The sequence below is a fragment of the Lysinibacillus sp. FSL K6-0057 genome (assembly GCF_038630885.1).
Classification (GTDB): Bacteria; Bacillota; Bacilli; order Bacillales_A; family Planococcaceae; genus Lysinibacillus; species Lysinibacillus fusiformis_F.
The window spans coordinates 1859173-1884438 of record NZ_CP152047.1 but is presented as its reverse complement, the minus strand read 5'-3'; the positions used below and the strand labels follow the sequence as shown (position 1 = coordinate 1884438).

Here is a 25266-nt window from a genome sequence, read left to right as displayed (position 1 = left end):
CTATCACACTTTCAGCTACTTAACTTTTCCATTCTGCTAAATAATTGCAACGTCCTTTTAAAATTTTTTTGCTCCCTATACTTCCCGTCTGTTTCCCGTTATAATGCAGATAACTTAAAAATAACGAGAAAAGAGGTGAAAAAATGGAGTGGCAACAATTAGAATATTTTGTAACCGTTGCAAAGTTAGAGCATATGACACGGGCTGCCGAAGCATTAGCGATTTCACAGCCAGCACTTAGTCGTTCAATTTCAAAGCTGGAGGAAGAATTAGGTGTACCGCTTTTCGACAGACAAGGGCGCTCGATTATGCTAAACCGATATGGAGAACTGTTTTTATATCGTGTACAGCGAATGCGTAAAGAATATGAAAAGGCTGTTTTAGAATTACAGGAGCTGAATAATCCAGAGCTTGGAGAAGTATCACTCGGTTTTTTACATACACTTGGAACGAGTATTGTACCGGACTTGATTCGCGCTTTCCGTCAGAAACACCCCCATATCCGTTTTCATTTCACACAAAACTACTCCCATTCACAGCTAAAACAATTGCTGGCGGGTGAGTTAGACCTGTGCCTACTAGCTGCGATTGATACAGAGCCGCCAGTTTGCTGGAAGGAATTATGGCGAGATGAGCTCTTTATAATGGTCCCGATTGACCATCCGCTTGCCGATCGTAAAAGCATCAAAATGAAAGAATTGGAGCATGAAAGTTTTGTCTTAATGAAAAAGGGCTATGCACTACGCCGCTCTGCTGATCGCTTATTAAATGCTGCGGGCATAAAGCCTAAAATTTCTTATGAAGGTGACGAAGTATCGACCATCGCTGGATTTGTTGGTGCGGGGCTTGGCGTTTCCTTGCTACCAGATGATGAGGATTTAAACCCGAAAAAAATCGTTAAAATCCATGTTGAGGATATGGTATGTGAACGCATTATCGGCATGGCCTGGATAGAAAATCGTTATTTACCACCATCTGCACGTCAGTTTAAACAATTTGTTTTCGATTTTTATGACAATAAATAGCAAGAGCGAGTAACAACATCATCTAGATGTCCATGTTACTCGCTTTATTTTCTAAAAGGCACTGTTTCACCATACTAGGGAGGTAATAATTTGAATTTATTACTTAATACATTAGGTTTCTTTGTATTTTTATTTACCTTGATCGTATTGTTCATTTTTGTTATCAAATTAATGATTTTCTTTTTTAAACAGAAAAACTTCCCTAAAAAAACACTAACAGTACTATTGACAGGTTTAGTCCTGTTTTTGGGAATATTTATGTATATCCAATATTTTTTTACGTTTAGTACTTTAGATAAAAAAAATACGCAAAAGGTGCCCGAATCAGTGTCATCTCCTACAGGAAAATATACAGCGCACGCTTATTATGAACCATATGGTGGTGCAGGTCCAAGTGGTGGTGTTCATGTATGGGTAGAAATTTCAAATAATAAAGCTCACACAAACAAAATCGTCTATTATGCAGAGGCAAAAAGTCAATTCTCGATGAAATGGCTAGACGAAGAAAAATTATCCATTGTTAATAAAGAGCCTAATTATACCAATTCAAATAGAAGTATAGTATTAAGTATTGATAAAGAGATTTATCATGAAAATGGCTTGGCTTGTCAAAGTTTGTTGATGAAAGCTGAATATGAAAAGTGCTATCAACATGAAAACGATTAAATTAATAGCCGTACACCCCAACTTGAACCAACAGCTTCATGCATTTGGAACAATAAAAAATCAGGCTTTGTGCGCCTGATTTTTTATTGTTCATTCATTTAAATGTATTAAAGTAATTTAACCTGATAGGAAAAAATATCCGATGTATCGCCTTTCATTGCAAATACGCCTTGTTCAACGAGCGTTAGCAAGCGATACTCTACAAAGTCATTTCCTACATAATGGACAAATGTTTCAAATGTCTGTGCCAAAATATGCGTGGGCATTAGCCACTCTTCATTGTGCTGTATATGCAAATTTTTTGCACTGGCGATAATGTAGGCATCCATTGCATCTTCCTCTACATGATGCAATCGTTCATTTTTCCACAGGCGTAGTGTACCTGGCTGTTCTATGATGTGTGCCCATTCCTTAGCGAGTTGCTGACATTCTTGCACAGAGAATCGTTTGGCACTAGGGCGGAGCTTCATTAGCATTTCTGAGGAAAGTTCTCCTGTATGGCGAATGTCCATATTGGGTTGAATACTCTTCATTGCCTCTGTTGCATCAATGCCATACACCATACTGCATTTATGAATTAACTCACTCATTACATAGCGCAGTCCAATTTGTTCATGGGTGTTGTGACTATACCAAATCCATACATCCACATCGCAGGGTAAATTGGCGATTTTCTTCTTCCAGTTTTCATACATATCATCGTACAATTGCTGGTCATCTTCATCCAAAATATGCGTGGCTAACCAAGTTTTACGTTCGTCAAAGTTTTGAAGAGGTCCAATCGAGAGATCGTCATGGACACTTAGAACTGATTCATTTCGCTGCAAACGATGTTGACGAATTGCAAGTTTCATAGAACCCTGTGTTGCTAAGCTAAAGGTAATATGTAAAATAGCCATGTCCATTCCTCCCTACTGTTTGCTGATAGCAATTTGTATTCCAATAAATGTAAATAAGATACCTTGAACCGTATTCAATCGCTTAGCAATCGCAGGTTTCCCGATAATGACTTGTCTAACTTTCCCTGCAAATATACTAAACAATGAAAATAATACAAGTGCTTGTATTAAAAATACAATACCCAAAATAAGCATTTGAAACGCCACATGTCCTTGCGATGGATTGACAAACTGTGGTAACAGCGCTAGGAAAAATAACGATACTTTAGGATTTAAAATATTCATTAATATTCCTTTTTTATATAATTTAATATAAGCTTGCGTATTTTGCTGTTGCAACGTAAACGGGTCTCCCTTAGCACGAAAAGATTGCCAAGCTAAATATAATAAATACGCTGCTCCTGCAAATTTAACGATTGAAAAAATAATAGTCGATTGATAAATAATCGCAGAAATACCGAGTACTGCTGCACTAATATGAACAAGTAGGCCCGTGCATAATCCAAGTGATGTCGCAATACCCGCTTTTTTATCCTGTGTAATACTTTGGGCAAGCACAAATAAATTATCGGGCCCTGGCATAATGGTTAAAATAATCGCAGCCCCTAAAAACGCAAATAACGTTGAGATTTCCAAAACTTTCCCTTCCTTCAACTTCTTTTAAAAAACTATTTACATTATACTACATGACGTTGTTCACACTAGATGTAAGTTTATGACTTTATCCAAAACTTTTTTTGAATTTTCGTTTCACAAATTATGCTCGTTCAAGCGATACTTTTCTCCCCTAATCCATTATAATAGTAGAAACTCATGATAAAATAGATAACTTCCATAAGAGGTGATTGATAATGGCAGTAAGTGATATTGTTTCGCAATATGAGGATGAGCATGGACAGGTGTACTATAAAATGAAATCCCATGACATTGAGGTGAAGGCCACCCAGAACGCTGGTTTAGCTCCTGTCATCACGTATTGGATGGCAGACAAAGAGATTACGGATTCCATTCGAAATTTACGCTTCAGTCCACGTGCCCCATCTAGCTATATTCAAGATTATGAAGAATTTCAAGCAATGCTTTATGCGAAAGAGCAACGAGCCATTAACCAGCTTTATGAACAAATGAGCATCAAACCAAAAAATATGTCCTCTGGGAAACAAGTCATTTGGAGCTTCTTTGTCATTGTGTTGGCTATGCTTCCCCTTTTCATCGCGATTTGGTGGTTTAAATAATCGATTAGGTTGCCTCTTCATCATTTTAGTGCATCCCTTTCTTAATTTATCAAAACTTTCAAGTAATTTATCCATTCAGCTTGACAGACTAATAGAAGTAGTGCATCCTTTAGTCAATAGATGAGAAAACGAACGAAGATCAGTAGTTAGCCACTGCTTGAAAAGAGAGCGATGCCCATCGGCTGCAAGGCATTGTACAAGAAAGACTGATGAAACCTACTTCGTGAATCGTCCTAGCCAAACTAGGCGCAGTCTCTAGCGTTATGAGAAAAGTGGAATGTCGCATGATATTCAATGTAGGTGGTACCACGGAAGGCAAGTCTTTTCGTCCTAATTTTTAGGATGAGAAGGCTTTTTTTGATTCAGTAATGATGGAGGTAGTGAAATGGAGAGAAAAAGGATCGTTGTTAAAATTGGCAGTAGCTCTTTAACGAACGCAAAAGGTGAAATCGATAAAGTTCGCTTAATGGACCATGTACAGGCAATTGCCGAATTAAAAAAACTGGGACATGAAGTTTTACTTGTCTCGTCAGGTGCCGTAGCGGCGGGCTTTAAACAACTTGGCTACCCTGCTCGTCCTGTGACGGTGAAAGGAAAGCAGGCAGCTGCTGCTGTAGGACAGAGCCTACTCATTCAAACGTACAGTGCTTTATTTAGTATTTACGATATCATGCCTGCCCAGATTTTACTGACACGCACGGATTTTTCTAAAAAAGAATGCTATAAAAATGCCTATGCCACTTTCGAGGAATTATTAGAACGATCAATGCTACCGATTATTAATGAAAATGATACTGTGTCTATTAGTGAGTTAACCTTTGGTGATAATGATATGCTGTCCGCACTCGTAAGTGGGCTTGTCCATGCCGATCAGCTCATCATTTTAACTGATATCAATGGCCTTTATAATGCCAATCCCAATAAAAATCCAGAGGCAGAGCGCATTGATCGGTTAACAGCCATTACGGATGAGCTGTTAAGCTTTGCAGATGGTACAGGGTCAAAGGTTGGCACGGGTGGCATGGCCTCTAAGCTACTGGCAGCACGAACAGCGCTACGTGCAGGAGTGAAGGTATTTATTGGAACAGGTCATGGTGCACAGAAGCTCGTCGATATTTTAACAGGACATGGTGATGGCACGTATGTGGAGCATGATGAGCTTGCCGTGTTAACAAATCATAAACAGTGGATTGCACTTACGGAAGTTTCTGGTAAAATTTTTATAGATAGTGGCGCTGAACAAGCTTTAATGGACAATGGCAAAAGCCTATTACCTGCTGGCGTCTATCGTGTTGAGGGTGATTTTGTCAATGGTGATGTTGTAGAAGTCTATAGTGAGAAGGACTTATTAGGACGTGGCGAAGTGCTGTACTCCTCCCAAGAGCTTATCTCTGCCATGGGAAAACGGACAGATACATTGTCGAAATGCCCTATTGAGGTGATTCACCGAGATAAGTGGCTGAAAATTCAAACAAATTAAGGAGGAATGACAAATGACAAATGAAATTCAAGAAAAAGGACAACGCGCTAAGGCCGCAAGCTACGTGTTAAATATTAAAACGACCTGCGAAAAAAATGAAGCACTGAAAAAAATTGCTGAACAGCTATTAATCGATCAGCATGACATCATGGCTGAAAATGCCAAGGATTTGGCACAGGGTGAGCAACAAGGCATGCCTGCTTCTACGTTGGATCGCATTATGCTCAATGAAGAGCGTATAGCGGCAATGACAGATGCCATTCATTTACTCATCTCCTTAAACGATCCAGTAGGCACAATTGTTGAACGTATTGATAAAGACAACGGTCTACGCATTGAAAAAAGAATCGTGCCACTTGGTGTCATCGGTATGATCTATGAGGCTCGACCAAATGTCACAGTCGATGCAGCGACACTTTCTCTGAAAACGGGCAATGCAGTCATTTTGCGCGGAAGCTCCTCCGCTAAGTATTCAAATATCGCTCTTGTCGCAAGTATTCATCGCGCACTTGCTAAAACATCCATCCCTACCGATGCTGTGCAATTAATTGAGGATACCAGCCGCGAAACAGCTAAAGAACTATTTCATTTAAAAGAGTACTTAGATGTACTCATTCCTCGTGGTGGCAAAGCCCTGATTGATTTAGTTGTCAATGAAGCGACTGTCCCTGTACTCGAAACAGGTGCGGGCAACTGTCACATTTACGTGGATCAAATGGCGGATTACATAAAAGCAGAAAAAATCTGTCTGAATGCTAAAACACAGCGTCCTTCTGTTTGTAATGCAGCAGAAAGCTTACTCATTCACCCTGCTTGGTTTAAAGAACACGGTGGCCAGCTTTTAACGTCCCTTCACAACGCAGGCGTAACGATCATCGGTGATGACCAAGTATGTCAGCGTTTTGAAGCTGCCCTTCCAGCTACGGAGGATGATTATGCGACAGAATACCTTGACTTAAAAATAAGTGTTAAATTGGTAGAGAATGTCTATGAAGCTATTGAGCATATTCATTACTTTGGGACGAATCATTCAGAGGCCATCATTACAGAAGATCAATTAACTGCCGAGACGTTTTTAAACAATGTCGATGCAGCAGCAGTGTATCATAATGCCTCTACCCGCTTCACGGACGGCTTTGAATTTGGCTATGGAGCAGAAATCGGCATTAGTACGCAAAAGCTACATGCCCGTGGGCCAATGGGCTTGCCTGCATTAACATCAACAAAATATGTTATTCATGGCAACGGCCAAACTCGTGAATAGATGGATTACTTACTTAATAGTTTAATAAAAAATAGAAGGAAGGTTTCGTATGAACATCTCAGCAATCATTAAACTAACAGTCTCCATGGCGCTGTTTGGTTCCATCGGCTTTTTTACCGTTCATACTGGTATTCCCGCTACAGAGCTTGTCTTTGTTAGATGCATTTGCGCAACCCTCTTTCTAGGTGGCATGTGGCTCATCACGGGTGGACATAAAACAGAGGTTTGGGATAAGAAAGAAATTCTCCAAACACTTATTTGCGGTGTCTTTATTGTGTTAAACTGGGTATTTTTATTTAAAGCTTTTGAAGAAATGTCCATTTCAATTGCCATTTCCATCTATAATTTAGCCCCTATATTTGTGTTAATTTTAGGCGCTGTTTTTTTGAAGGAAAAAATGACCATTCAGGCACTTGTAGCAACAATCACTTGCTTTATCGGTAGTATTTTTATCATTGGTCTCAATAATTTTGTGTCGTTATCAGAGTTTATGCAATCGGGCTTTGTCTGGGCATTACTGTCAGCAGTATTTTATGCCCTCACCATGCTAACAAGCAAAACCATTACGAAGCTTAGCTCCTATGCGTTAACCTATATTCAAACAACGGTTGGAATCGTGATACTACTTCCTTTTATCGACTTCTCGCTGTTTGATGGATTAACGACAAGCAATTGGTTTTATATACTTGGCACAGGCTTTATTCATACAGGATTTGTTTACTATTTATTTTTTGATAGTATACGCAGTCTTTCTACCATTCTTGTATCCGTATTAGTTTTCGTCGACCCTGTTGTCGCCATTTTACTAGATATGCTACTGCTTGATTTTATGCCAAGCTTTATGCAAACGATGGGGATCCTTCTCATATTTGCTGGTATTTTTTATACGATTTATGTTCCGAAGAAAAAGCGGCTACCACAGGAGGTCTCATAATGGGCAAGCTCTTCACAATTGGGGAATTATTAATTGACTTTACACCGACACAGCAACGCGGCTCCCTTGCCAATATCGAGCATTTTACTAAACATGCAGGAGGAGCCCCTGCCAATGTAGCCGCTGTCTGTGCAAAGCTAGGTCAACAGGCAACTCTTCTCACACAAGTAGGTCAGGATGCCTTTGGTGATTTCCTGATTAAAACGTTGCAGCAAGCAGGTGTAGATACGCAGTTTATTCGTCAAACAACGGATGCCGAGACAAGTCTTGCCTTTGTTTCATTAAACGAACATGGCGATCGAGATTTTCAATTTTATCGCCGACATGCTGCAGATCTCTTGTACAAACAGGAATACCTCCCCTCACAGCTATTAACAGCGCAAGATATCGTTCACTTTTGCTCTGTTAATCTTGTGGAGAGTCCTATGAAGCAAGCACATCTTGCCTTTATTGAGCAGGCACATCGAGCAGGGAGCCTCGTATCCTTTGATCCGAATGTGCGCCTTCCTTTATGGCAGGATGAAGCTGCGTGTCGTGAAACCATTTTAGCCTTCTTACCTAAAGCCCATATTGTCAAGCTTTCAGAGGAAGAGCTATTGTTTTTAACTGCACTAGAAGATGAACAAGAAGCTGTCCAAATATTATTCCGGGAGCATGTAGCCATCATCATCATTACACATGGCGCTGCTGGGGCTACTTTATATACGAAGAAGCATCATGTGAAGGCTCCTGCTGATAAGGTACAAACCGTTGATACAACTGGGGCTGGTGATGCATTTATAGGCGCTATTTTAAGCCAATATCTTCATCATGGACTATCGGTGGATCATGTGGTGGCCTATTGCGAGCAGCATGCGATGTCACTGCTATCTTTTGCAAACCGTTATGCAGGCATTTCGACAACCAAGCATGGGGCGATTCCCTCCTATCCTGTACTATCGTTAGATCTGAATCTAGAGTAAATCGAAACTTTTTGTCCTTATTGTTCGTATGTACTAGTGACAGGTCAATTAAAGGAGGACTTATATGGAATCGATAACAAAAAAACGCACAGCAGCATTTTTAATCGATACAGCTATTTCAACGGCTGTCACGTTTGGTGTTGAACACTTCCTACGAAAAAAAGTGAAAAATGAGGCTGTTCATGCACTTGTTACGCCAACTGTCGTATTGTGGGCACTAGAATATGCACAACTTCGTAAAAATGGACAAACCATTGGCTACAAAGCAATGGGATTAACACTTGAAAATGAAGATGGTCGTCCATTATCAGAAGGGCAAATTATGAAACGCATGGCTTATCGAGACACCATCAGTACGTTTGATTATCTAAAAGATCGCCAAGCCTTTGAGCAACAGCATGGACAACGTCTTCCTCATGACAGCTTTGCTGGTACAGTTGTAAAGGAAAAATAAATGAAAGCTGCCTAATTAGATTGGGCAGCTTTCTTTAATTGGAGCATTTTGCTATAGTGTTAATCTTCCTTATCGCCTGAATCATTATAAAAAGTAGTAAGGAGTTATACTGCCTCTTTAGAGAAGTACGCTAATCTTTCGCAATAAACTGCTGTATATCATTCGATAAAATCGCTTTTTCTGAAGGAAACCAAAAATAAGTAGTGCCATCAAATTGGATGCCATATTGAAAAGCAATGGCTTCGTCTGTATAAAGGAGTACATCATAACGACTTGTATCACCATTTGGTTCAAAGGATGGGGCTAGTTTACTGTTGGCTAAAATCGACTGTATAGCTTCCATGTCAGACGGGTCTGTATAGCTAGCCGTTTTTCGATTGCCTTCTTCCAGAGAGAATGTGTAAAATTCTATTTTCTTCACTTGTGCTAATGGAACCTGATCAAAATGCCGTCGTGGCGGAGCCTCATCTCTTACCATATAAATTCGATAGCCATTAATCACCGACTGATCCTCTACCGCAATGGCATCGTCAAGACCCTTTATCGCATAAAGCTTCGTTCCTTTCTCATGAAAGGCTGCATCGCCATCCTTAAAACGATAGGAGGTCCTTTTGATCTGATCAGCCACTTTAAAATTAACTTCCCCTATTTCCTTATCAATGAATGAACGATCGGCTAACGCTACTTCATAAACAGCTTCATATTGTTTACCATCCCATTTGATTAAATCGACCCATTCGATTATGACTTGACTACCGCAAGCAGTCAGCAACAAACACATGGCACAAAGGAATATCCATTTCTTCAACAACATCCCCCCTTTTTAGCAGTAGACCCAAGCAACAATTGAAAAGTTACAAAGTATTCCGCCAATCTGGAACGTTAGTGAAAAACGGTGATTTCATCCATTACCAGTATTTTTTCATTAGAATATGGGGAATGCCACAATCCATAAATTCTTCGCCTTCACGCTGATAGCCTAATTTTTCATAAAAACCCTCCGCATAGGACTGGGCATTTAATTTTGCTTTTGTTAGTCCTTTATCTCGTGCAATTTGCTCTAGGCCCACAATAATCTCCTTGCCAAGGCCAAATTTGCGGTATTCTTCCAATATACAAATACGCTCTAATTTGCCATAGCCCTCCACAACTCGAAGTCTACCTGTTCCAACAGGTTGCTCATTGTAATACACCAAAATATGGTCGCATGGAGCATCTAGCGCATCAAATTCATCATACTCTTCTTCCTCAGGCACTTGCTGCTCTTCAATAAAAACGTTTCGTCGAAAATCGAACGCTGTTTGTAATTCCGCTTCAGTTGTTACTTTTTTTATACGCATAAACTAATCCTCCTAGTTTCTCCTGCCTTATCATCTTCCCTAGGTGCAATTTCACTTCGAAGATGATAGTATTAGTATAGAACGATTTTTATTGCAATTACAATAAAAATCTCAGGAGGATCGAACATGAAAGAAATCTTACGTGAAATAGGTGCCATTGCACGGGCATTGGACTCAATTAGCAATATTGAATTTAAGGAATTGGATTTGACGAAGGGGCAATATTTATATGTCATCCGTATTTGTGAAAATCCTGGTATTATTCAAGAAAAGGTCGCAGAGCTATTGAAGGTGGATCGTACAACGGCTTCACGGGCTATTCAAAAATTGGAGACCAAAGGCTTTATTGAAAAACGGATTGAACAAGGCAATAAGAAAAATAAATTACTCTTTCCAACAGCCAAAAGCATGGACATCTATCCTTTTTTAAAACGGGAGGGCGAATATTCCAATGCTCGTGCGCTTGAGGGATTTTCCAATGAGGAGATGGACAGCATTCACAGTCTACTAACACGTGTGTTGCATAACATTGAAATTGACTGGGAAGAGGTAAAGAAAGGGCATAAACGACAGTATTAAAGGCGATCCCATGTGGTTTATCGCACACTTGGAATCGCCTTAAGCTAGACATTGGCTGCGAATACTCTTTTTAATACAGCAACCATAAAGTCAAAGTCCTCGTCTGTACAGCAAAGCGGTGGACTTAACGTAATGATATTATTGAAACCTTCGACTGTATCACCATTTCTTCCAACAATTAAGCCATTTGCTTGACAATCAGCCATAATTTTCGCTACAAGCTCCGGCTTGGCAGGTGTTTGAGATTGTTTATCTTCGACCAGCTCGATGCCAATGAGTAACCCAAGCCCACGTATATCGCCAACGAAGGGCAGCTCTAATAAGTCTTGCAAATCATGTAGGAATTGAATTCCTAAATCTCTTGCTCGTTGCACAAGTCCTTCTTCTTCCAGGATTTTTATATTTTCTAAGGCCACTGCACAAGCTGCCGGATTGCCGCCAAATGTATTAATATGGCGGAAATGACTATAGCCGTCTGTCTCTTTAAATTTTTCATAAATGTCTTTGCGTATCGCTGTTATGGATAAAGGTAGGTAGGCACTCGTTAATCCTTTCGCCATCGTAATGACATCTGGTCGAATGTCGAAATGCTGATGGCCAAATAACTTCCCTGTCCTTCCAAAACCACATATGACTTCATCCATGATGAGTAATACCCCATGCTTTCTACAAATACGCTCCACCTCTTTGACATAAGTAGGATGTGGAATAAGCACTCCTCCACCAGTGATGAGTGGCTCCATAATCACAGCCGCAATCGTTTCTTTTTGCTCCCAAATAATCTTTTCTTCCATTTCTCGGGCAAGTGCTAAGCTGTATGCCTCAATGGACTGCCCTTTTGGACGACGATAGTGATCAGGTGGAGCAACATGTAAGAAGCCTGGTGTCAACGGCTCGTACTTAAATTTACGTAATGCCTGACCTGTAGCAGCTAAGGCCCCAAGTGAACTGCCATGATAGCCCCGATAGCGAGCAATGATTTTGTAGCGGTTCCCTTCCCCATTTTGTTGATGGTATTGACGTATTAACTTAAACGCCACCTCATTCGCATCTGAGCCACTATTGGAATAAAACATCATATAGTCATCATCTAGTAAGCTGTTAATTTTTTCAGCGAGTCTGATGGCAGGTTCATGGCTTTGTGTTAGGGGAGCATAGCAGAGCTTTTTCAGCTGCTCATACGCAACCTTAGCAAGACGCTCACGCCCATACCCTACATTCACTGCCCATAAGCCTGACATGCCATCTAAAAAGCGATTGCCTAAACTATCTGTAATCCATGCCCCTTCTCCCTGTTCAATAATGGGCGGTGCTTTGTCGTTGTGCATGGACATGTGATGCCAAACATTTTCATGATCTTTTTGTTGTAAAGTATGTGTAAACTGATCATTTCGCTCCATATCATGACCTCCAATCGTCTATCATCGGTGTCTTTTTGTCTATCACCATTTTCCCTATTAAGCTAGTTAATATTGAAATTTTCTGATTTCTCCAACATAATGAAATAGACATTGTACATTCGAAGGGCAGGTGCTAATTGATGTCGAAACATCCTCTACTCGTACGTGATGTCCTCAAGCGCAAGCATTTTGAATCGGCGAAGCTTATCGCAGGGCAGCATGGCCTTGATCGACAAGTATTGTGGACACATATATTAGAAATTAAAGATTTTGACACATTAATCAATGGTGGTGAATTAATTTTAACCACCGGTGTCGGTTTACAGCTAGAACGAGAAACACAAATCGCCTACTTACAAAACCTTATTCGTAATGAGGCAGCTGGTCTTTGTATAGAAATTGGAGACTATTTTGACCATGTTCCCGTAGAATTGATTGCCATGGCAAATGCCCATCATTTCCCTATCATTATCTTTGAAGAAATTGTACGATTTATTGATATTACGCAAGATTTGCACACGTACATAATTAATCAACACCAACAGGCACTTACACAGCTAGATACACTATCCAAAACTTTTATGGAATTATCATTAATGCCCAATGGTATTTTAAAAATATTACAAGTGCTCCACCAAGATACAGATGCGCCATTTTTATTTGTCTCAGAAGATACAAAAAGCTTTTATTATCCGATGGAAGCTAAAAAATACTTACGTGTCATGGAAGAGCATTGTCAGCAGTTAGAACTACAAGAGCCCTTGCACCTTTTGTCCTTGGATAAAGACCATTTTGTCATTATTCCTGTTAATGGGCTTGGACAAGTTTGGGGCTATTTATGTATGCATTCTGGACTGCCAAAGCCGAGTGATTACACCTTGTTAAATCTTGAACGGGCGACCATGTCGATAGCCCATATTTTAATGCGTAACCGTATGCTTCAGGAGCGACAGCAAAGCCGTGAGGATGAATTTATCCTAGCCTTAATTCAAGGTCAGCCAGTAGATATTCAATACTATCAAAGCTATTTACCAATCGAAAGTCGTAATTTATTTTACCGAGTCGTCGTGTTCAATCTACATGATGAGGCCAATACTGTGCCTGAAGAAGAATGGCAGGAAATACAGCTCCAAAATGCCATGTATGTTCGTTCGATTCTGAAAAAGCTAGGGTTTTTCCCTACTGTTTCTGTAAGACAGCATGAGATTATTATTTTAGCCTTTTACATTGCGGCAGATTATATGAAAGACAATCGCGACGCCTTTGATCAAGCGATTTCACAGATTGTTGCACGAAAAGCAGCACAATTTTTTGAGCAACTTACCCTTAGCTGTGGTATTAGCAATGTCTATCAAACGATTGAAAGTGTTCATCTGGGCTATAAGGAAGCCAAATCAGCCATCCAAATGCAGCATCATCAATTGACGAGCTCCATCTATTATAAGGATTTAGGTGTTTATCGATTGTTATTACAGCAGGATCAAACAGCTCTCCTACAATTTGTAAAAGATTACTTGCAAGAAATTTTAGTATTAGATCAAAAAAGTAGCCATGATTTATTTCAAACATTAGCTGTGTATCTGACCTGTAACGGGGCTAAAAATGATACGGCAGAACAACTGTTTATTGTCCGTCAAACACTCTATAAACGAATTGAACGGCTAGAAAGTATATTAGGTGCTGATTTTTTACAAGCTCCCCATCGCCTCAATATTGAAATGGCTGTTAAGGCATATGAACTGTTGCAAAAAACAGCACCTGATCTATTACGATTTTGAACGTGGGTCCATAAAATCTCGTAAAGCATTACTGAGCATATATAAGCCTAGAACAAGAATCGTAATGGCTCCACCAGGGGCGTACGTATACCATGGGGCACCAATTAAATAGGCTTGTGAATCTTTTAACATTCTGCCCCAGCTAGGGTTTGGTGGCTGTACCCCAAGCCCTAAATAGCTCAATGCTGCCTCGGCCAGCATAGCCGTCGCAAATGTTACGGTTGCCGCAACAATAATTTGCGATGAAATGTTCGGCAAAATATGGCGGAACATGATGCTATAAGGCTTGACCCCAATTAATTTCGCTGCCAGCACATATTCCGAGTCACGTTGTTGCACAAAGCCACTGCGGGCAATCCTGGCAATAGCAGGTATCGCGATAATGCCAAGCGCTATGGCTGTATTCGTTATTCCTGGGCCGAATACCGCTACAAGCATTAATGCTAAAATGATCCCTGGAAAGGCCATTAAAGCGTCCATCGTGCGCATAAATATTTCATCGACCCAGCCACCAACATAGCCTGCAATCCCGCCTATGAGAATGCCAAACACCGTTCCGATTGCAACCGTTAATAGACCAACGGCAAAGGCTGTTTGTGTCCCCTTCATAATGCGGCTAAAAATATCTCGCCCGAATTCATCTGTTCCAAACATATAAGCACCACCTGGACCACGCAATTTTTCCGGTATATTCATTGCGTTGACATCATGGGGTGTATAAAAAAAGCTAACAAGCATGACGAGCAGAAAGCCAACAATGACGAGGAGACCAATGACTAAATTGATTTTTTTAGTATAGCGCTGTAGTTGTTTCATGGTAGTCACCTCTTAACGTAATCGAATTCTAGGGTCCAGCACAGAATATAAAACATCGACGATAAAATTAATCATGACGACAGCTACTGTAATATACATAACGATCCCTTGTACGAGTGGAAAATCGCGATTACTGATAGCCGTAATCAATAATTGACCAATCCCTGGCAATGAAAACACTTGCTCCACAATAATCGTCCCTGCTACAACCTCCGCCATAATCAAACCAAAAACCGTCAATATCGGGATCATTGAATTTTTCAAAACATGCTTATACATCACATTTTGTTCAGACATCCCTTTACTGCGTATTGTACGGACATAATCGAGCTGGACCTGCTCCAATATAGCTGTACGGACATAACGAAAATTCACCGCAATTTGGGGAATCGCAATCGTTAAAGCTGGAAGTATGAGCGTACTGAGCGCCCCTGCTACACTTTGTGTCCAAGGAATATAGCCACTAATTTTAAAGAAGCTGAACTGTAAGCCAATGTAAAGAATAAGCATCATCCCAAGCCAAAAGGAAGGCACGGCCATACCGATTTGGGTTACAGTCGATAAGGACACATCACTTAATTTATTTTGTCTTCTTGCTGCAAACATCCCTAAAGGTAAGGAGATGATTAAGACAATGATAAGGGTGAGCCCTGCTAATGACATTGTGACAGGAAGTCGATCAAATAGTAATTCTTTTACTGGCATGGAAAATCGAATGGAATTCCCTAATTGCCCTGTCAATAAGCCCTTCATCCAATCCACATATTGTTCATAAAGAGGACGATCCAAGCCAAGCTCAGATCGTAAATTTTCAATTTGAGTGGGATCCGCTTCTGTCCCTAGCATCGTTCGAACCGGATCACCAGGTAATATTTGAAAAACACCAAATGTAATAATGGATACTAGAAGGATGGTTGTTATTAACAGGATGATTCGACGTAGGATATACATCATAAGCACTCATCCCTTTCTAGTTTGAAAACTTGACCTCTGACATATCGTGGAACCAGAATGGATAGCTCTTCAGCCCCGTCACTTGTTTATCAGAGCCCCAAACGATTTGATAATCCGCAATATATACCGCTGTCGCCTGCTCTGCTAAAATTTCCTGTGCACGATGATAGTAATCTATTTGTTTGGCTTGATCTGTTTCCTTTAAAACATCGGCCATAATTTTGTCGTACTCTTCATTTTTAAATAAGAAGAAGTTTTCACTATCATTTGTAGAAATGTAATCATTCAACACTTCAAAAGCAGATGCACGACCCGTTAAATCAATCGTTGTCATTGCATAATCACGACCAAAGTAAACGCGATCTAGCCAAATTCCCCATTCCACGACTTCAATTTCTACATCAATTCCGATTTCTTGCAAATTAGCCACGACAATCTGTGCAATGTTTGAGTAAATATCATTGTGTGAAGACACTGTAATTTTTGTTTTAAAGCCATCAGGATATCCCGCTTCCGCTAATAAGGCCTTCGCTTTTTCCACATCTCGCTCATACATGCTTTCTAAGCCCTTCTTTTGGAAATCGCCCATTGCTGGACTCATATTAGAGCCAAGTGGCACGGCATAGCCTGCAAACACAGAGTCAATAATATCAGCTTTACTAATAGCGTAATTGATTGCTTGACGAACCTTCACATTATCAAATGGTGCCTTTGTTTCGTTAAATGTCACAATAAGAGATGAGTTATTATTTTGATGTGATAAATTATAGCTTCCCTCTACCTCGCTCACACGGTGCCAAGGAACACTCGTTAAATCCACTTCATTGGCCATCAAGCTCATAATGGCTGCCTGATCATCTGATTGGAAGGCAAACGTTACTTTATTCAAATAAGGTAATCCTTCCTGCCAGTACTGCTCATTTTTCTTAAGCTCTAAATTTGTACCTGGTGCATATTTCACAAAGGCAAATGGGCCTGTACCAATTGGATTTTCATTATGCTTCCCATCATTGCTCTTCGGAATAATAGCTGATTGTCTTCCTGTTAATGAATAGAGGAAATTTGAATTTGGCTCTTTTAGCTTGATCACAAATGTACTCGCATCAGGTGCCTCTGTAGATGCCACGTTATCAAAGCTATTGGACATTTTTTCCCCACCATTTTTTCCCATTAAACGGTCAAAGGAATATTGAATATCCTCCATCGTTAAGTCATCACCATTATGAAACTTCACACCTTGGCGAATTTTAAACGTATACGTTAAGCCATCCTCAGAGATTTCATAGCTTTCAGCAAGTCCCTCTTTTAACGAGCCATCTGTTTCAGGAGCCATTAGCCCCTCAAAGATATTAAGAATCATTTGATACGAAATGGACGCTGTCGCTTTATGTGGATCTAAAAAATCTGGATCATCATTGACACGTACAACAATTTCCTGTGGAACATCTGCTGCCGTTTGACCATCCGTAGTACCTGAAGTTGTCGTATTTTTCTCTCCATCACTTGAACACGCCGCCATAACGATTGCCATTAACACTGTTATTAGTATCAATCCGCTTTTTTTCCATTGCATGGCCGTTCCCCCTTTTCCTAAGTGCTTATCTTTTGAATGCTTGTATAACTTTCAACATCCGCCAATCGATCAGCGGCTTTAATACCAGCAAGAATCGCTTCCTCCATCACCTTTGTTGCTAGTTGACCTAAATAATCAAGTGCATAGGATTGATCGCCCGTCCCGAGCACAAAAATCGTATCGCCATCCAGCATCGTATGAACAGGATAAATCGTTCGTGCTAAGGCATTTTGCGTAAGCTGCGCAATCTTTTTAGCCTCTGCCTTCGTTAGCTTAGCATTCACTGCCACAACACCAATGGTTGTATTGGTACCAGCTAATGCCTCTGATTGCGCATGCTCCTCCAGATAGGCACAGCAATCCACCCATTGACCAGAATGCGCATCTCTTGCTCCAGCTAAAATTTGCCTTGTCGAAGGGTCCTTGACATCTCCTACTGCATTGACAGCCACGATTGCACCTGCTACAAGACCACCTTTCCCCGCATAAGAAGCACTACCAAGCCCACCTTTCATCGCAAACGCTGGACCTGCTAATTTGCCTACAGTTGCTCCGTAGCCAGCGCCTACATTGCCATTTGGAAATAACCCAACTTGTGCTGCTTGTGCCGCTTCATAGCCCATTTGTGCAGTAGGTCGAGCATGCGGATCACCGATAAATAAGTCAAAGAGGACCGCACTTGGCACAATCGGTATTTTTGCCACACCTGCATCGACCCCAATCCCTTGCTCCTCTAAAAATTGCATCACACCTGTAGCAGCGTCTAATCCAAACGCACTGCCACCAGCTAAACAAATGGCATGGACTCGATCAATTTCATTGATGGGATCTAACGCGTCTGTTTCACGAGTACCTGGTGCAGAGCCCCGAACATCCACTCCACACACCGCCCCGTTTTCCACTAATAGCGCCGTGCAGCCAGTGATGCCCACCTTGTTTTCACGATGTCCTACCTTAACACCTGGCACATCTGTTATATTGCCAAACATCATCAACACCTCGATTCTTAAATAAATTTAATATTCTGATTATTTATCATACAAAAAGCAAGCTACGCGTTGATGATCATTTTCATTCTGAAGCACCGGTCTTTCCTGATGACATCTTTCCATCACAAACGGGCAACGTGTATGAAAGACACAGCCGACAGGTGGATTCATCGGACTTGGTAACTCGCCCTGTAAAAGTATTTCTTGTTTTGGCTCATCAAAATTAACCACTGGTATCGCAGATAGTAATGCTTGTGTATAGGGATGCAATGGATTGGCATATAGCTCCTTCTTTGTCCCAACTTCTACCACTCTACCTAAATACAGCACTGCCACACGGTCACTAATATGCTTCACAACGCTTAAGTCATGTGAGATAAATAAATAGGTTAATTGAAATTCATCCTGTAAATCCATCATGAGATTGAGCACTTGCGATTGCACCGACACATCCAGTGCAGATACGGGCTCATCGGCAATAATGAATTCTGGATGAATCGCTAATGCCCGTGCAATCCCAATTCGCTGTCGTTGTCCACCAGAAAATTCATGCGGAAACTTTTGCATGGCATCCTCAGGTAGCCCTACCTTTTGTAACAGCTCCTTCACACGCTCTTTTCGTTGCTCCTTCGTCAAGGTTAATTGCAGCTTCATCGGTTCTTCGATAATAGAACCGATTCGCATCCGAGGATTGAGAGAGGCGAAGGGATCCTGAAAAATCATTTGCATTTGATTGCGGTAACTTTGCAGCTTATTCCCCTTTAAATGCTGGATGGGCTGCCCTTTATACAATACTTCCCCTGCCGTTGGTTCAACGAGCTTTAAAATTGTTCGTCCAAAGGTGGATTTTCCTGAACCTGATTCGCCAACAATACCAAGTGTTTCTCCTCTATAAATCTCTATTGAAATATCGTCAACTGCCTTGATGACTTTTTTCTCTTCCTTCATCGACTTGCGCTTCACAGGAAAGTAGGCTTTTAAATGATTAATTTCCAGCAAAACTTCTTTCTTCGTCATGAGCCAGCTCTCCTTTCTCTGTGAATAAATGACAGCGCACCTTATGTGCCTCTTGAATGTAATGAACTGCGGGTTGCTCCTGATGACAATGCTGCATCGCATGTGGACAGCGAGGGGCAAAGCGACAGCCGTCAGGTAATGCATACGCTGGTGGCACAGTCCCAGGAATCGACGGCAGCCTTTTGACATCTGTTTCAAGGCTTGGCATTGTCTTTAATAGAGCCGTTGTATAAGGATGCTGTGGATTTAAAAATAGCTCTCTTACTGGCGCTTCTTCGACTATCTGCCCTGCATACATCACCATGACACGGTCAGCTGTTTCTGCGACAACACTCATATCATGGGTGATGAATAAAATGGCTGACCGATGCTCTTCCTTCATTTTCAGCATCAGCTTTAATATCTGTGCCTGTACCGTGACATCCAGCGCTGTAGTTGGCTCATCCGCAATCAATAGCTGCGGATTATTGGACATTGCGATGGCAATCATGACACGTTGCCGCATCCCGCCTGATAATTGGTGAGGATATTCAGCGATGACCTTTTCTGCATTCGCAATCCCGACTTCTTTTAAGAGCTGAAGCGCTTTATGCCACGCCTCTTTTTTGGATACCTTTTGATGTCTGCGTATGCCTTCTATCATTTGATTGCCAATCGTAAAAACGGGATCTAAAGAGGTCATGGGCTCTTGAAAAATCATACTAATTTCATTACCACGAATACGGCTCATCTCTTTATTTTTATAGCTAAGTAGATTGTTGCCGTTGAAGGTTATAGAACCTGCTGTAATTTCTCCTGGTGGTATGGGCAGCAACCGCATGATGGCTAAGGATGTAATGCTTTTGCCACTACCCGATTCACCTACTAGTGCAACGGTTTCTCCTTTGTGAATGGTAAAATTTACATCTTCAACAACTTTAGCCTCTTTACCATTTTTCAGATGGAATTTGATTGATAATTGATTGACCTCTAAAAGCACTTCTTTTTCTTTTGGCTGTTCCATATGCGTCCCTCCATCTCAGTGTTGATTAGGTGGTGCATAGCGTATAGCGATGTTTTTCATTTGCGTATAGTTTCGCAGTGCAACAAAGCCCTTCTCTCGACCAATTCCGCTTTTTTTATAGCCTCCAAACGGCATTTGAATGCCTCCAGCAGCCCCATAATTATTGACAAATACTTGGCCAGCCTGCACACGACTTGCCACATAATGAGCCGTATCAATATTTTGCGACCAAATGCCCGCCACTAAGCCATAGTCTGTGCTATTGGCTAATGCGATAGCTTCTCCTACAGTGGAAAATGTCAAGACGGTTAACACAGGGCCAAAGATTTCTTCCTGCGCTAAAGGATCTTTTGGATCAACGCCATCTAGTATAGTTGGCTGTACATAAAAGCCATTTTCATAGCCTGCCAATGTCAATGGTTCTCCACCCGTAACTACATAGCCATCTACCTTTGCTTGCTGTAATAATGCAGTGATTTTCGTATATTGTTGTTCATTTAGTAGCGACCCCATATCCATATCCGCTTCACCTGGCCCTACTTGTATCGCTTGGAATTTTTGCGCTAATTGTGCGATGAAGGACTCTTTGATACGTTCCTCAATGAGTAAACGTGCCCCTGCTGAACAAGTTTGACCAGCATTTTGGATAATCGCACGTACAACCCCCTCTAATGCCTGCTCGATGTTAGCATCCGCAAAAACAATATTAGGTGATTTCCCTCCAAGCTCTAATGTCACTGGCACAACATTTTCCGCTGCCGCCTTCATCACCGCAATCCCTGTTGGAACAGAACCTGTAAACGTAATATGATTAATATCGGGATGTGATGTTAAATAAGGGCCAACTTCTCGTCCCAATCCTGTAATATGCTGGAAAATCCCTTTTGGTAGCTTATCCGCGAACCATTGTGCAATGGCATGGGTTGTCAGCGGTGTATCCTCCGCACTTTTCACAATGACTGCATTACCAGTCGCTATAGCCGCTGCGACACTTCTTGCCGTAATTTGAATCGGATAATTCCATGGCACAATATGTACCGTAATGCCGACTGGCTCTAGCACTACCGCATTTAATAGCCCATCCTCAATCGGAATGGTATCCCCCATCACCTTATCCGCTGCACCGCCGTAAAATTCAAAATAGCGAGCCGCTGCTTCAATATCTGCTCTTGCCTGTGATAAGGGCTTTCCTACATCCCGACATTCGAGTAAACTCCATTCCTCAGCATGCTTACGAATATAATGAGCAAATTCGATCAATAACTGCCCACGTTCATAGGCTTTCCATTGACGCCAGTCCTCTCGTTCAAATGCTATACGAGCTGCACGTACTGCCTCTTCTACATGTTCTTTACTCGCGTTACTAATTTGTGCAATCACTTCACCTGTTGAGGGATTCTTAACATCTAGGTATGCCTCTGCATCACCGTGAACCCACTCGCCATCTATCAACATAGGAATTTTTTTCATCGTACCCCTCCTATAATCCGCGACCACCATCTACATGTAATGTCGTCCCTGTAACCATGCTTGCTGCGTCCGACAGTAAATAACTAACTGCCCCTGCTATATCTGATGGCTTCACCAATCGCCCAAGTGGGACAGACTGCACAAACACACTTTGCTTCGTTTGCTCTACATCAGCACCCTGTGCGGCAAATTGACCAAGCATCTGCGTGTCGGCTGGGCCTGGATGAATCGTATTAACACGAATTTGACTGGAAGCAAGCTCAATCGCAAGCCCTCTCGTAAAGCTCTCTGCTGCACCCTTCGACGCAATATAGGCTTGTAAGCCCGGTCTAGGTCGCACCGCTGAAATCGAGGCAATTGTAATAATAGAACCCCTTTGCTGTTTTTTCATAAAAGGGACCACTGCCTTTGTCGTGATAAATAAACTTTTCACATTCACATCCATTAAACGATTCCATTCATCCATCGAGACCTCTTCAATCGGTGTAGCTGCCTGGGCAATTCCCAGTGCATTCACAAGGCCATCAATTCTGCCATACTTGTCAAAAACCTGCTGGCAGATGGCTTGCACACGGTCCTCCTGTAACACATTGACTTCAAAGCATTGGAGGGCATCCTGTGCAATATCTGATAAGGCATCGATCGATAAATCAAGTCCAACAACTCGATTACCCTGCTTTAATTGCTCTTGAATAATGGCCTTGCCCATACCGCCTCCTGCACCAGTAACCACAATCACCTTTTGCTCAACTGTCATGCTAAACACCTCCTGCTGTTAACGTTCTATTAATGATTTCCTGACAAATCGCATCGCCCATTTGTGTTGTTGTCGCTTGTCCACCAATATCTGCTGTTTTCACAACGCCTTCTTGCAGCACTGCTGTAATAGCTTTGACAATGAGCTGTTCTAAATCTGGTCTACCCTGATGTCCAAGAAGCAAGGCAAGCGACCAAATTTGTGCGATTGGATTGGCAATGCCCTTGCCTGCAATATCTGGTGCTGAGCCATGAACAGGCTCAAACATCGATGGAAAATCCTTTTCTGGATTCAGATTGGCCGATGGAGACAGACCAAGTCCTCCGACAATGGCAGAGCCTAAATCAGATAAAATATCGCCAAACAAATTGGACGCCACCACCACCTCGAAATCCTGTGGTCGTTCTACAAAATAGGCAACTAATGCATCGATATAAATGGATTCGAGCTGCAGTGCTGATGAGCTTTGGGCCACCGTTTTTCTTGTATGCTCGTCCCAAAATTTCATCGAATGAATAATGGCATTCGATTTTGTCGCACTTGTTATTTTGGTTTTACCGTGTTGCTTCGCATAATCACAGGCAGCTTGAACAATCTTTTCAATCCCTATTCGCGTCATGATGGTATTTTGAATCGTCATTTCCTGTGGCTGCTGCTGGTACAATCGACCACCACTGTCCGAATATTCGCCCTCTGCATTTTCACGGAAGATCACAAAATCAATCTCTTTGCCGCTAGCCAACGGAGACACGATCCCTGGCAGTGATTTAATAGGACGGAAATTCACATATTGCTGGAAATGTTTCCGAATAGGCATAATCAATTCCCAAACGGTCACATCATCCGGCACACGTGCATCACCAATAGCACCGAATAAAATCGCATCAAATGTTTGAAGTGTTGTCAGTGCATCCTCAGGCATCATATAGCCATGCTGCACGTAGTAATCGGAGCTCCAAGGAAAAATGGTTGTTTCAATTTGTAAGGAGCTATGTTGTTCTTGCAAACAATTTAAAACTTTTAACGCTTCCTGCATAACCTCTTTCCCTATGCCATCTCCTGGTATTACCGCTATTTTGATCGCCGTCATTGTGCATCACCCGCCAAAAATTTTAATGCTGCCGAACGGTAAATTGCCGTTGTTTCTGCCAACTCTTCAATATCCACATACTCATTGATTTGATGAGGGATTTCTCGATCTCCTGCGCCAACCGTTACAATCGGAATACCATGCACATGAAGAAACGTACCATCTGTCGCACCTGGAACGCCGTTATATTTTGGTTCCTTTTCTGTTACCTCTGCCACAGCTTCATAAATAGCCTGTACAACCGGGTCTTCCTTCGCTGTTGCTGTTGCAGGTCGGTTATCAAGGACCGTTAATTCAACTTTGAAATCAGGATCATCTGCTTGTAATCGTTTAATAATCGCTTCGATTTTGCCTAGCAGTTCATCATGATCCTGCGCAGGCACCGTACGAATATCGAGCGTCGTCATACAATGATCCGGAATGACATTGATTTGTGCATCGCCTTTTACCGGCGCACGTAAAATCGTTGGTGTAATAGAAGGCCAATTCAGCATTGGATCACGCCCTAACCGTGCTTGCTCCTCTTTTTCTAATTTTTCAAGCTCTACGATGAAACGTGCCATACGCCAATTAGGATTGATACCGCTCCACGAAATGGCACCATGCGCCATTTTACCGAAAATATCTACTTGTAAACGAATAGCCCCACGCTGGGCAATACACACATTATTTTCCTGTGGCTCACAGATAATCGCCCCATCCACACCATCAGCCCAGCCATTTTTAATAAAATGTTTAATGCCAAGCATAAGCCCTTCTTCATCACAAGGAATACATAAAATAATCTTGCCCGTAAACGCCTCTTGATCTAGTAGCAAAGACTGACAAGCCGTAATCATACAAGCCAGATTCCCCTTTGTATCATTCGTTCCCCTGCCATACATACGCCCATCGACAATTTCTGCTCCAAATGGATCATAGGCCCAAGCCTCTCGATTGCCCTCTGTCACCACATCCGTATGTCCTTCGAAAAGTAATGTTTTCCCAGGCTTGCCCGAATCAATAATACCAATGACATTTGGTCGCCCTGGCACAACCTCCTCGATATGCGTCTCGATCCCAATATCTCGTAAATACGCCGCTACAAAAGTGGCCACCTCTTGCTCATTGCCCTTCGGATCGTTCTCACGGTAAACGCTTTCAATGCGTACGAGCTTCTGTGTTAAGGCAATGACCGCCTCACGATCACGCACATACGATTTCGTTGTCTTTAAACTAGTTACTGTCATGCAAAGGACCTCCTATTTTAAAAGAATATTCTGAATTTATGTTATTTTAACATTGTCCTTTCTCTATGAAACTAGACAATATGTTAATGATTCAAAGTAGGCCCTTAACTTTTTGTTTAGCAATAAATCACTAGAAAACAACATTTTTTTCTGTTTTACGCGTTTTTTCGATCAATTCATTGAATGCAGGAGATGATTGGTTTCGATTTTGGGAGTGGTTTTGGATGGTTGATAGATTTTTAGTTTGGAAGAGGGTAATACTTTTTTTGGGAGCGGGGTTTCGCTTCTTTGGAGCGGGGTTCTTAACTTTTTGAGCAGGGATTCGCTTCTTAGGAGCGGGCTTTCCCCTTTT

Annotated in this window: 25 protein-coding genes; 10 read left to right on the top strand and 15 right to left on the bottom strand. The window is 41.6% G+C overall.

All coding sequences use genetic code 11. The features are described 5' to 3' along the window. Window positions 1-143 precede the first annotated feature (143 nt). Window positions 144-1025, top strand: a complete 882-nt coding sequence (locus tag MHB40_RS08885) for a LysR family transcriptional regulator (RefSeq protein ID WP_205442642.1) — start codon at window positions 144-146, stop codon at window positions 1023-1025. Between the two features lie 90 nt (window positions 1026-1115). Next, window positions 1116-1691 carry a DUF5412 family protein gene (locus MHB40_RS08880; RefSeq protein ID WP_342443187.1) on the top strand — a complete coding sequence of 192 codons (576 nt, stop codon included), beginning with the start codon at window positions 1116-1118 and terminating at the stop codon, window positions 1689-1691. A 107-nt stretch (window positions 1692-1798) separates the two neighbouring features. On the opposite strand, the gene MHB40_RS08875 is transcribed toward MHB40_RS08880, so the two are convergent. Together MHB40_RS08875 and MHB40_RS08870 are read right to left on the bottom strand one after the other, a co-directional pair. Next, window positions 1799-2590, bottom strand: a complete 792-nt coding sequence (locus MHB40_RS08875) for a DUF1835 domain-containing protein (protein ID WP_205442640.1) — start codon at window positions 2588-2590, stop codon at window positions 1799-1801. Between the two features lie 12 nt (window positions 2591-2602). After that, the gene (locus tag MHB40_RS08870) at window positions 2603-3226 is read right to left on the bottom strand and encodes a LysE family translocator (RefSeq protein ID WP_205442639.1); all 624 of its coding nucleotides are present in this window, start codon (window positions 3224-3226) and stop codon (window positions 2603-2605) included. A 215-nt stretch (window positions 3227-3441) separates the two neighbouring features. Here MHB40_RS08870 and MHB40_RS08865 point away from each other — a divergent pair, with 215 nt between their 5' ends. The 6 genes from MHB40_RS08865 to MHB40_RS08840 all read left to right on the top strand — a co-directional run bounded on the left by MHB40_RS08865 (window position 3442) and on the right by MHB40_RS08840 (window position 8919). Beyond that, the gene (locus MHB40_RS08865; RefSeq protein WP_205442637.1) at window positions 3442-3825 is read left to right on the top strand and encodes a sodium:proton antiporter; all 384 of its coding nucleotides are present in this window, start codon (window positions 3442-3444) and stop codon (window positions 3823-3825) included. A 385-nt stretch (window positions 3826-4210) separates the two neighbouring features. Continuing rightward, on the top strand, window positions 4211-5305 hold the full coding sequence (gene proB / locus MHB40_RS08860) for a glutamate 5-kinase (protein WP_205442636.1): 1095 nt from the start codon (window positions 4211-4213) through the stop codon (window positions 5303-5305). 13 nt (window positions 5306-5318) lie between these two features. Continuing rightward, window positions 5319-6569, top strand: coding sequence for a glutamate-5-semialdehyde dehydrogenase (locus tag MHB40_RS08855; protein WP_342443186.1), 1251 nt, complete (start codon window positions 5319-5321; stop codon window positions 6567-6569). A 49-nt stretch (window positions 6570-6618) separates the two neighbouring features. Then, complete coding sequence (locus tag MHB40_RS08850) at window positions 6619-7503, top strand: DMT family transporter (protein WP_342443185.1); 885 nt, start codon at window positions 6619-6621, stop codon at window positions 7501-7503. Next, window positions 7503-8465 carry a carbohydrate kinase gene (locus MHB40_RS08845; protein WP_342443184.1) on the top strand — a complete coding sequence of 321 codons (963 nt, stop codon included), beginning with the start codon at window positions 7503-7505 and terminating at the stop codon, window positions 8463-8465. Before MHB40_RS08850 ends, MHB40_RS08845 begins: the two co-directional genes overlap by 1 nt. Window positions 8466-8529: 64 nt before the next feature. After that, on the top strand, window positions 8530-8919 hold the full coding sequence (locus tag MHB40_RS08840) for an RDD family protein (RefSeq protein ID WP_342443183.1): 390 nt from the start codon (window positions 8530-8532) through the stop codon (window positions 8917-8919). A gap of 130 nt (window positions 8920-9049) precedes the next feature. On the opposite strand, the gene MHB40_RS08835 is transcribed toward MHB40_RS08840, so the two are convergent. Together MHB40_RS08835 and MHB40_RS08830 are read right to left on the bottom strand one after the other, a co-directional pair. Beyond that, window positions 9050-9733, bottom strand: a complete 684-nt coding sequence (locus tag MHB40_RS08835; RefSeq protein ID WP_342443182.1) for a hypothetical protein — start codon at window positions 9731-9733, stop codon at window positions 9050-9052. Between the two features lie 94 nt (window positions 9734-9827). After that, window positions 9828-10259 (bottom strand): GNAT family N-acetyltransferase, encoded by a 432-nt coding sequence (locus tag MHB40_RS08830; RefSeq protein ID WP_342443181.1) that lies wholly within the window; start codon window positions 10257-10259, stop codon window positions 9828-9830. A gap of 126 nt (window positions 10260-10385) precedes the next feature. On the opposite strand from MHB40_RS08830, the gene MHB40_RS08825 reads away from it, so the two are divergent. Beyond that, complete coding sequence (locus MHB40_RS08825) at window positions 10386-10838, top strand: MarR family transcriptional regulator (protein ID WP_205442628.1); 453 nt, start codon at window positions 10386-10388, stop codon at window positions 10836-10838. A 44-nt stretch (window positions 10839-10882) separates the two neighbouring features. Here the strand turns inward: MHB40_RS08825 and MHB40_RS08820 are convergent, their stop codons facing one another. Beyond that, a complete protein-coding gene (locus MHB40_RS08820; protein WP_342443180.1) occupies window positions 10883-12238 on the bottom strand; it encodes an aspartate aminotransferase family protein in 1356 nt (451 codons plus the stop codon). Window positions 12239-12378: 140 nt separating this feature from the next. Here MHB40_RS08820 and MHB40_RS08815 point away from each other — a divergent pair, with 140 nt between their 5' ends. Continuing rightward, complete coding sequence (locus tag MHB40_RS08815; protein WP_342443179.1) at window positions 12379-14016, top strand: PucR family transcriptional regulator ligand-binding domain-containing protein; 1638 nt, start codon at window positions 12379-12381, stop codon at window positions 14014-14016. Here MHB40_RS08815 and MHB40_RS08810 read toward each other — a convergent pair. From MHB40_RS08810 to MHB40_RS08765, 10 genes are read right to left on the bottom strand one after another with little or no spacing between them, the layout of a single operon-like run. Then, the gene (locus MHB40_RS08810; protein WP_205442624.1) at window positions 14005-14832 is read right to left on the bottom strand and encodes an ABC transporter permease; all 828 of its coding nucleotides are present in this window, start codon (window positions 14830-14832) and stop codon (window positions 14005-14007) included. The genes MHB40_RS08815 and MHB40_RS08810 overlap by 12 nt on opposite strands. Before the next feature lie 12 nt (window positions 14833-14844). After that, window positions 14845-15786, bottom strand: coding sequence for an ABC transporter permease (locus MHB40_RS08805; protein WP_009374228.1), 942 nt, complete (start codon window positions 15784-15786; stop codon window positions 14845-14847). A gap of 16 nt (window positions 15787-15802) precedes the next feature. After that, window positions 15803-17359, bottom strand: coding sequence for an ABC transporter substrate-binding protein (locus MHB40_RS08800; protein ID WP_342534338.1), 1557 nt, complete (start codon window positions 17357-17359; stop codon window positions 15803-15805). A gap of 17 nt (window positions 17360-17376) precedes the next feature. Further along, a complete protein-coding gene (locus tag MHB40_RS08795) occupies window positions 17377-18348 on the bottom strand; it encodes a P1 family peptidase (protein WP_342534759.1) in 972 nt (323 codons plus the stop codon). 39 nt (window positions 18349-18387) lie between these two features. Beyond that, window positions 18388-19365 (bottom strand): dipeptide ABC transporter ATP-binding protein, encoded by a 978-nt coding sequence (locus tag MHB40_RS08790; protein WP_342534337.1) that lies wholly within the window; start codon window positions 19363-19365, stop codon window positions 18388-18390. Then, entirely contained in the window at window positions 19334-20368 is a 1035-nt protein-coding gene (locus tag MHB40_RS08785; RefSeq protein WP_342534336.1) for an ABC transporter ATP-binding protein, read from the bottom strand. The genes MHB40_RS08790 and MHB40_RS08785 overlap by 32 nt, the downstream gene beginning before the upstream one ends. 15 nt (window positions 20369-20383) lie before the next feature. Beyond that, window positions 20384-21838, bottom strand: a complete 1455-nt coding sequence (locus tag MHB40_RS08780) for an aldehyde dehydrogenase family protein (RefSeq protein WP_342534335.1) — start codon at window positions 21836-21838, stop codon at window positions 20384-20386. A gap of 10 nt (window positions 21839-21848) precedes the next feature. After that, window positions 21849-22595, bottom strand: a complete 747-nt coding sequence (locus MHB40_RS08775; RefSeq protein ID WP_342534334.1) for a glucose 1-dehydrogenase — start codon at window positions 22593-22595, stop codon at window positions 21849-21851. A 1-nt stretch (window position 22596) separates the two neighbouring features. Next, window positions 22597-23685 (bottom strand): tartrate dehydrogenase, encoded by a 1089-nt coding sequence (locus tag MHB40_RS08770; RefSeq protein ID WP_342534333.1) that lies wholly within the window; start codon window positions 23683-23685, stop codon window positions 22597-22599. Next, window positions 23682-24914, bottom strand: a complete 1233-nt coding sequence (locus MHB40_RS08765; protein WP_342443172.1) for a M20 family metallopeptidase — start codon at window positions 24912-24914, stop codon at window positions 23682-23684. Before MHB40_RS08765 ends, MHB40_RS08770 begins: the two co-directional genes overlap by 4 nt. Window positions 24915-25266: the final 352 nt, after the last annotated feature.

What these genes read in the sequence shown, in the direction of transcription:
- MHB40_RS08885 (WP_205442642.1), top strand. Translation starts at nt 144, where the DNA reads ATGGAGTGGCAACAATTAGAATATTTTGTAACCGTTGCAAAGTTAGAG.
- MHB40_RS08875 (WP_205442640.1), bottom strand. Translation starts at nt 2,590, where the DNA reads ATGGCTATTTTACATATTACCTTTAGCTTAGCAACACAGGGTTCTATG.
- MHB40_RS08865 (WP_205442637.1), top strand. Translation starts at nt 3,442, where the DNA reads ATGGCAGTAAGTGATATTGTTTCGCAATATGAGGATGAGCATGGACAG.
- proB (WP_205442636.1), top strand. Translation starts at nt 4,211, where the DNA reads ATGGAGAGAAAAAGGATCGTTGTTAAAATTGGCAGTAGCTCTTTAACG.
- MHB40_RS08855 (WP_342443186.1), top strand. Translation starts at nt 5,319, where the DNA reads ATGACAAATGAAATTCAAGAAAAAGGACAACGCGCTAAGGCCGCAAGC.
- MHB40_RS08850 (WP_342443185.1), top strand. Translation starts at nt 6,619, where the DNA reads ATGAACATCTCAGCAATCATTAAACTAACAGTCTCCATGGCGCTGTTT.
- MHB40_RS08845 (WP_342443184.1), top strand. Translation starts at nt 7,503, where the DNA reads ATGGGCAAGCTCTTCACAATTGGGGAATTATTAATTGACTTTACACCG.
- MHB40_RS08840 (WP_342443183.1), top strand. Translation starts at nt 8,530, where the DNA reads ATGGAATCGATAACAAAAAAACGCACAGCAGCATTTTTAATCGATACA.
- MHB40_RS08835 (WP_342443182.1), bottom strand. Translation starts at nt 9,733, where the DNA reads ATGTTGTTGAAGAAATGGATATTCCTTTGTGCCATGTGTTTGTTGCTG.
- MHB40_RS08830 (WP_342443181.1), bottom strand. Translation starts at nt 10,259, where the DNA reads ATGCGTATAAAAAAAGTAACAACTGAAGCGGAATTACAAACAGCGTTC.
- MHB40_RS08825 (WP_205442628.1), top strand. Translation starts at nt 10,386, where the DNA reads ATGAAAGAAATCTTACGTGAAATAGGTGCCATTGCACGGGCATTGGAC.
- MHB40_RS08820 (WP_342443180.1), bottom strand. Translation starts at nt 12,238, where the DNA reads ATGGAGCGAAATGATCAGTTTACACATACTTTACAACAAAAAGATCAT.
- MHB40_RS08815 (WP_342443179.1), top strand. Translation starts at nt 12,379, where the DNA reads ATGTCGAAACATCCTCTACTCGTACGTGATGTCCTCAAGCGCAAGCAT.
- MHB40_RS08810 (WP_205442624.1), bottom strand. Translation starts at nt 14,832, where the DNA reads ATGAAACAACTACAGCGCTATACTAAAAAAATCAATTTAGTCATTGGT.
- MHB40_RS08805 (WP_009374228.1), bottom strand. Translation starts at nt 15,786, where the DNA reads ATGATGTATATCCTACGTCGAATCATCCTGTTAATAACAACCATCCTT.
- MHB40_RS08800 (WP_342534338.1), bottom strand. Translation starts at nt 17,359, where the DNA reads ATGCAATGGAAAAAAAGCGGATTGATACTAATAACAGTGTTAATGGCA.
- MHB40_RS08795 (WP_342534759.1), bottom strand. Translation starts at nt 18,348, where the DNA reads ATGTTTGGCAATATAACAGATGTGCCAGGTGTTAAGGTAGGACATCGT.
- MHB40_RS08790 (WP_342534337.1), bottom strand. Translation starts at nt 19,365, where the DNA reads ATGACGAAGAAAGAAGTTTTGCTGGAAATTAATCATTTAAAAGCCTAC.
- MHB40_RS08785 (WP_342534336.1), bottom strand. Translation starts at nt 20,368, where the DNA reads ATGGAACAGCCAAAAGAAAAAGAAGTGCTTTTAGAGGTCAATCAATTA.
- MHB40_RS08780 (WP_342534335.1), bottom strand. Translation starts at nt 21,838, where the DNA reads ATGAAAAAAATTCCTATGTTGATAGATGGCGAGTGGGTTCACGGTGAT.
- MHB40_RS08775 (WP_342534334.1), bottom strand. Translation starts at nt 22,595, where the DNA reads ATGACAGTTGAGCAAAAGGTGATTGTGGTTACTGGTGCAGGAGGCGGT.
- MHB40_RS08770 (WP_342534333.1), bottom strand. Translation starts at nt 23,685, where the DNA reads ATGACGGCGATCAAAATAGCGGTAATACCAGGAGATGGCATAGGGAAA.
- MHB40_RS08765 (WP_342443172.1), bottom strand. Translation starts at nt 24,914, where the DNA reads ATGACAGTAACTAGTTTAAAGACAACGAAATCGTATGTGCGTGATCGT.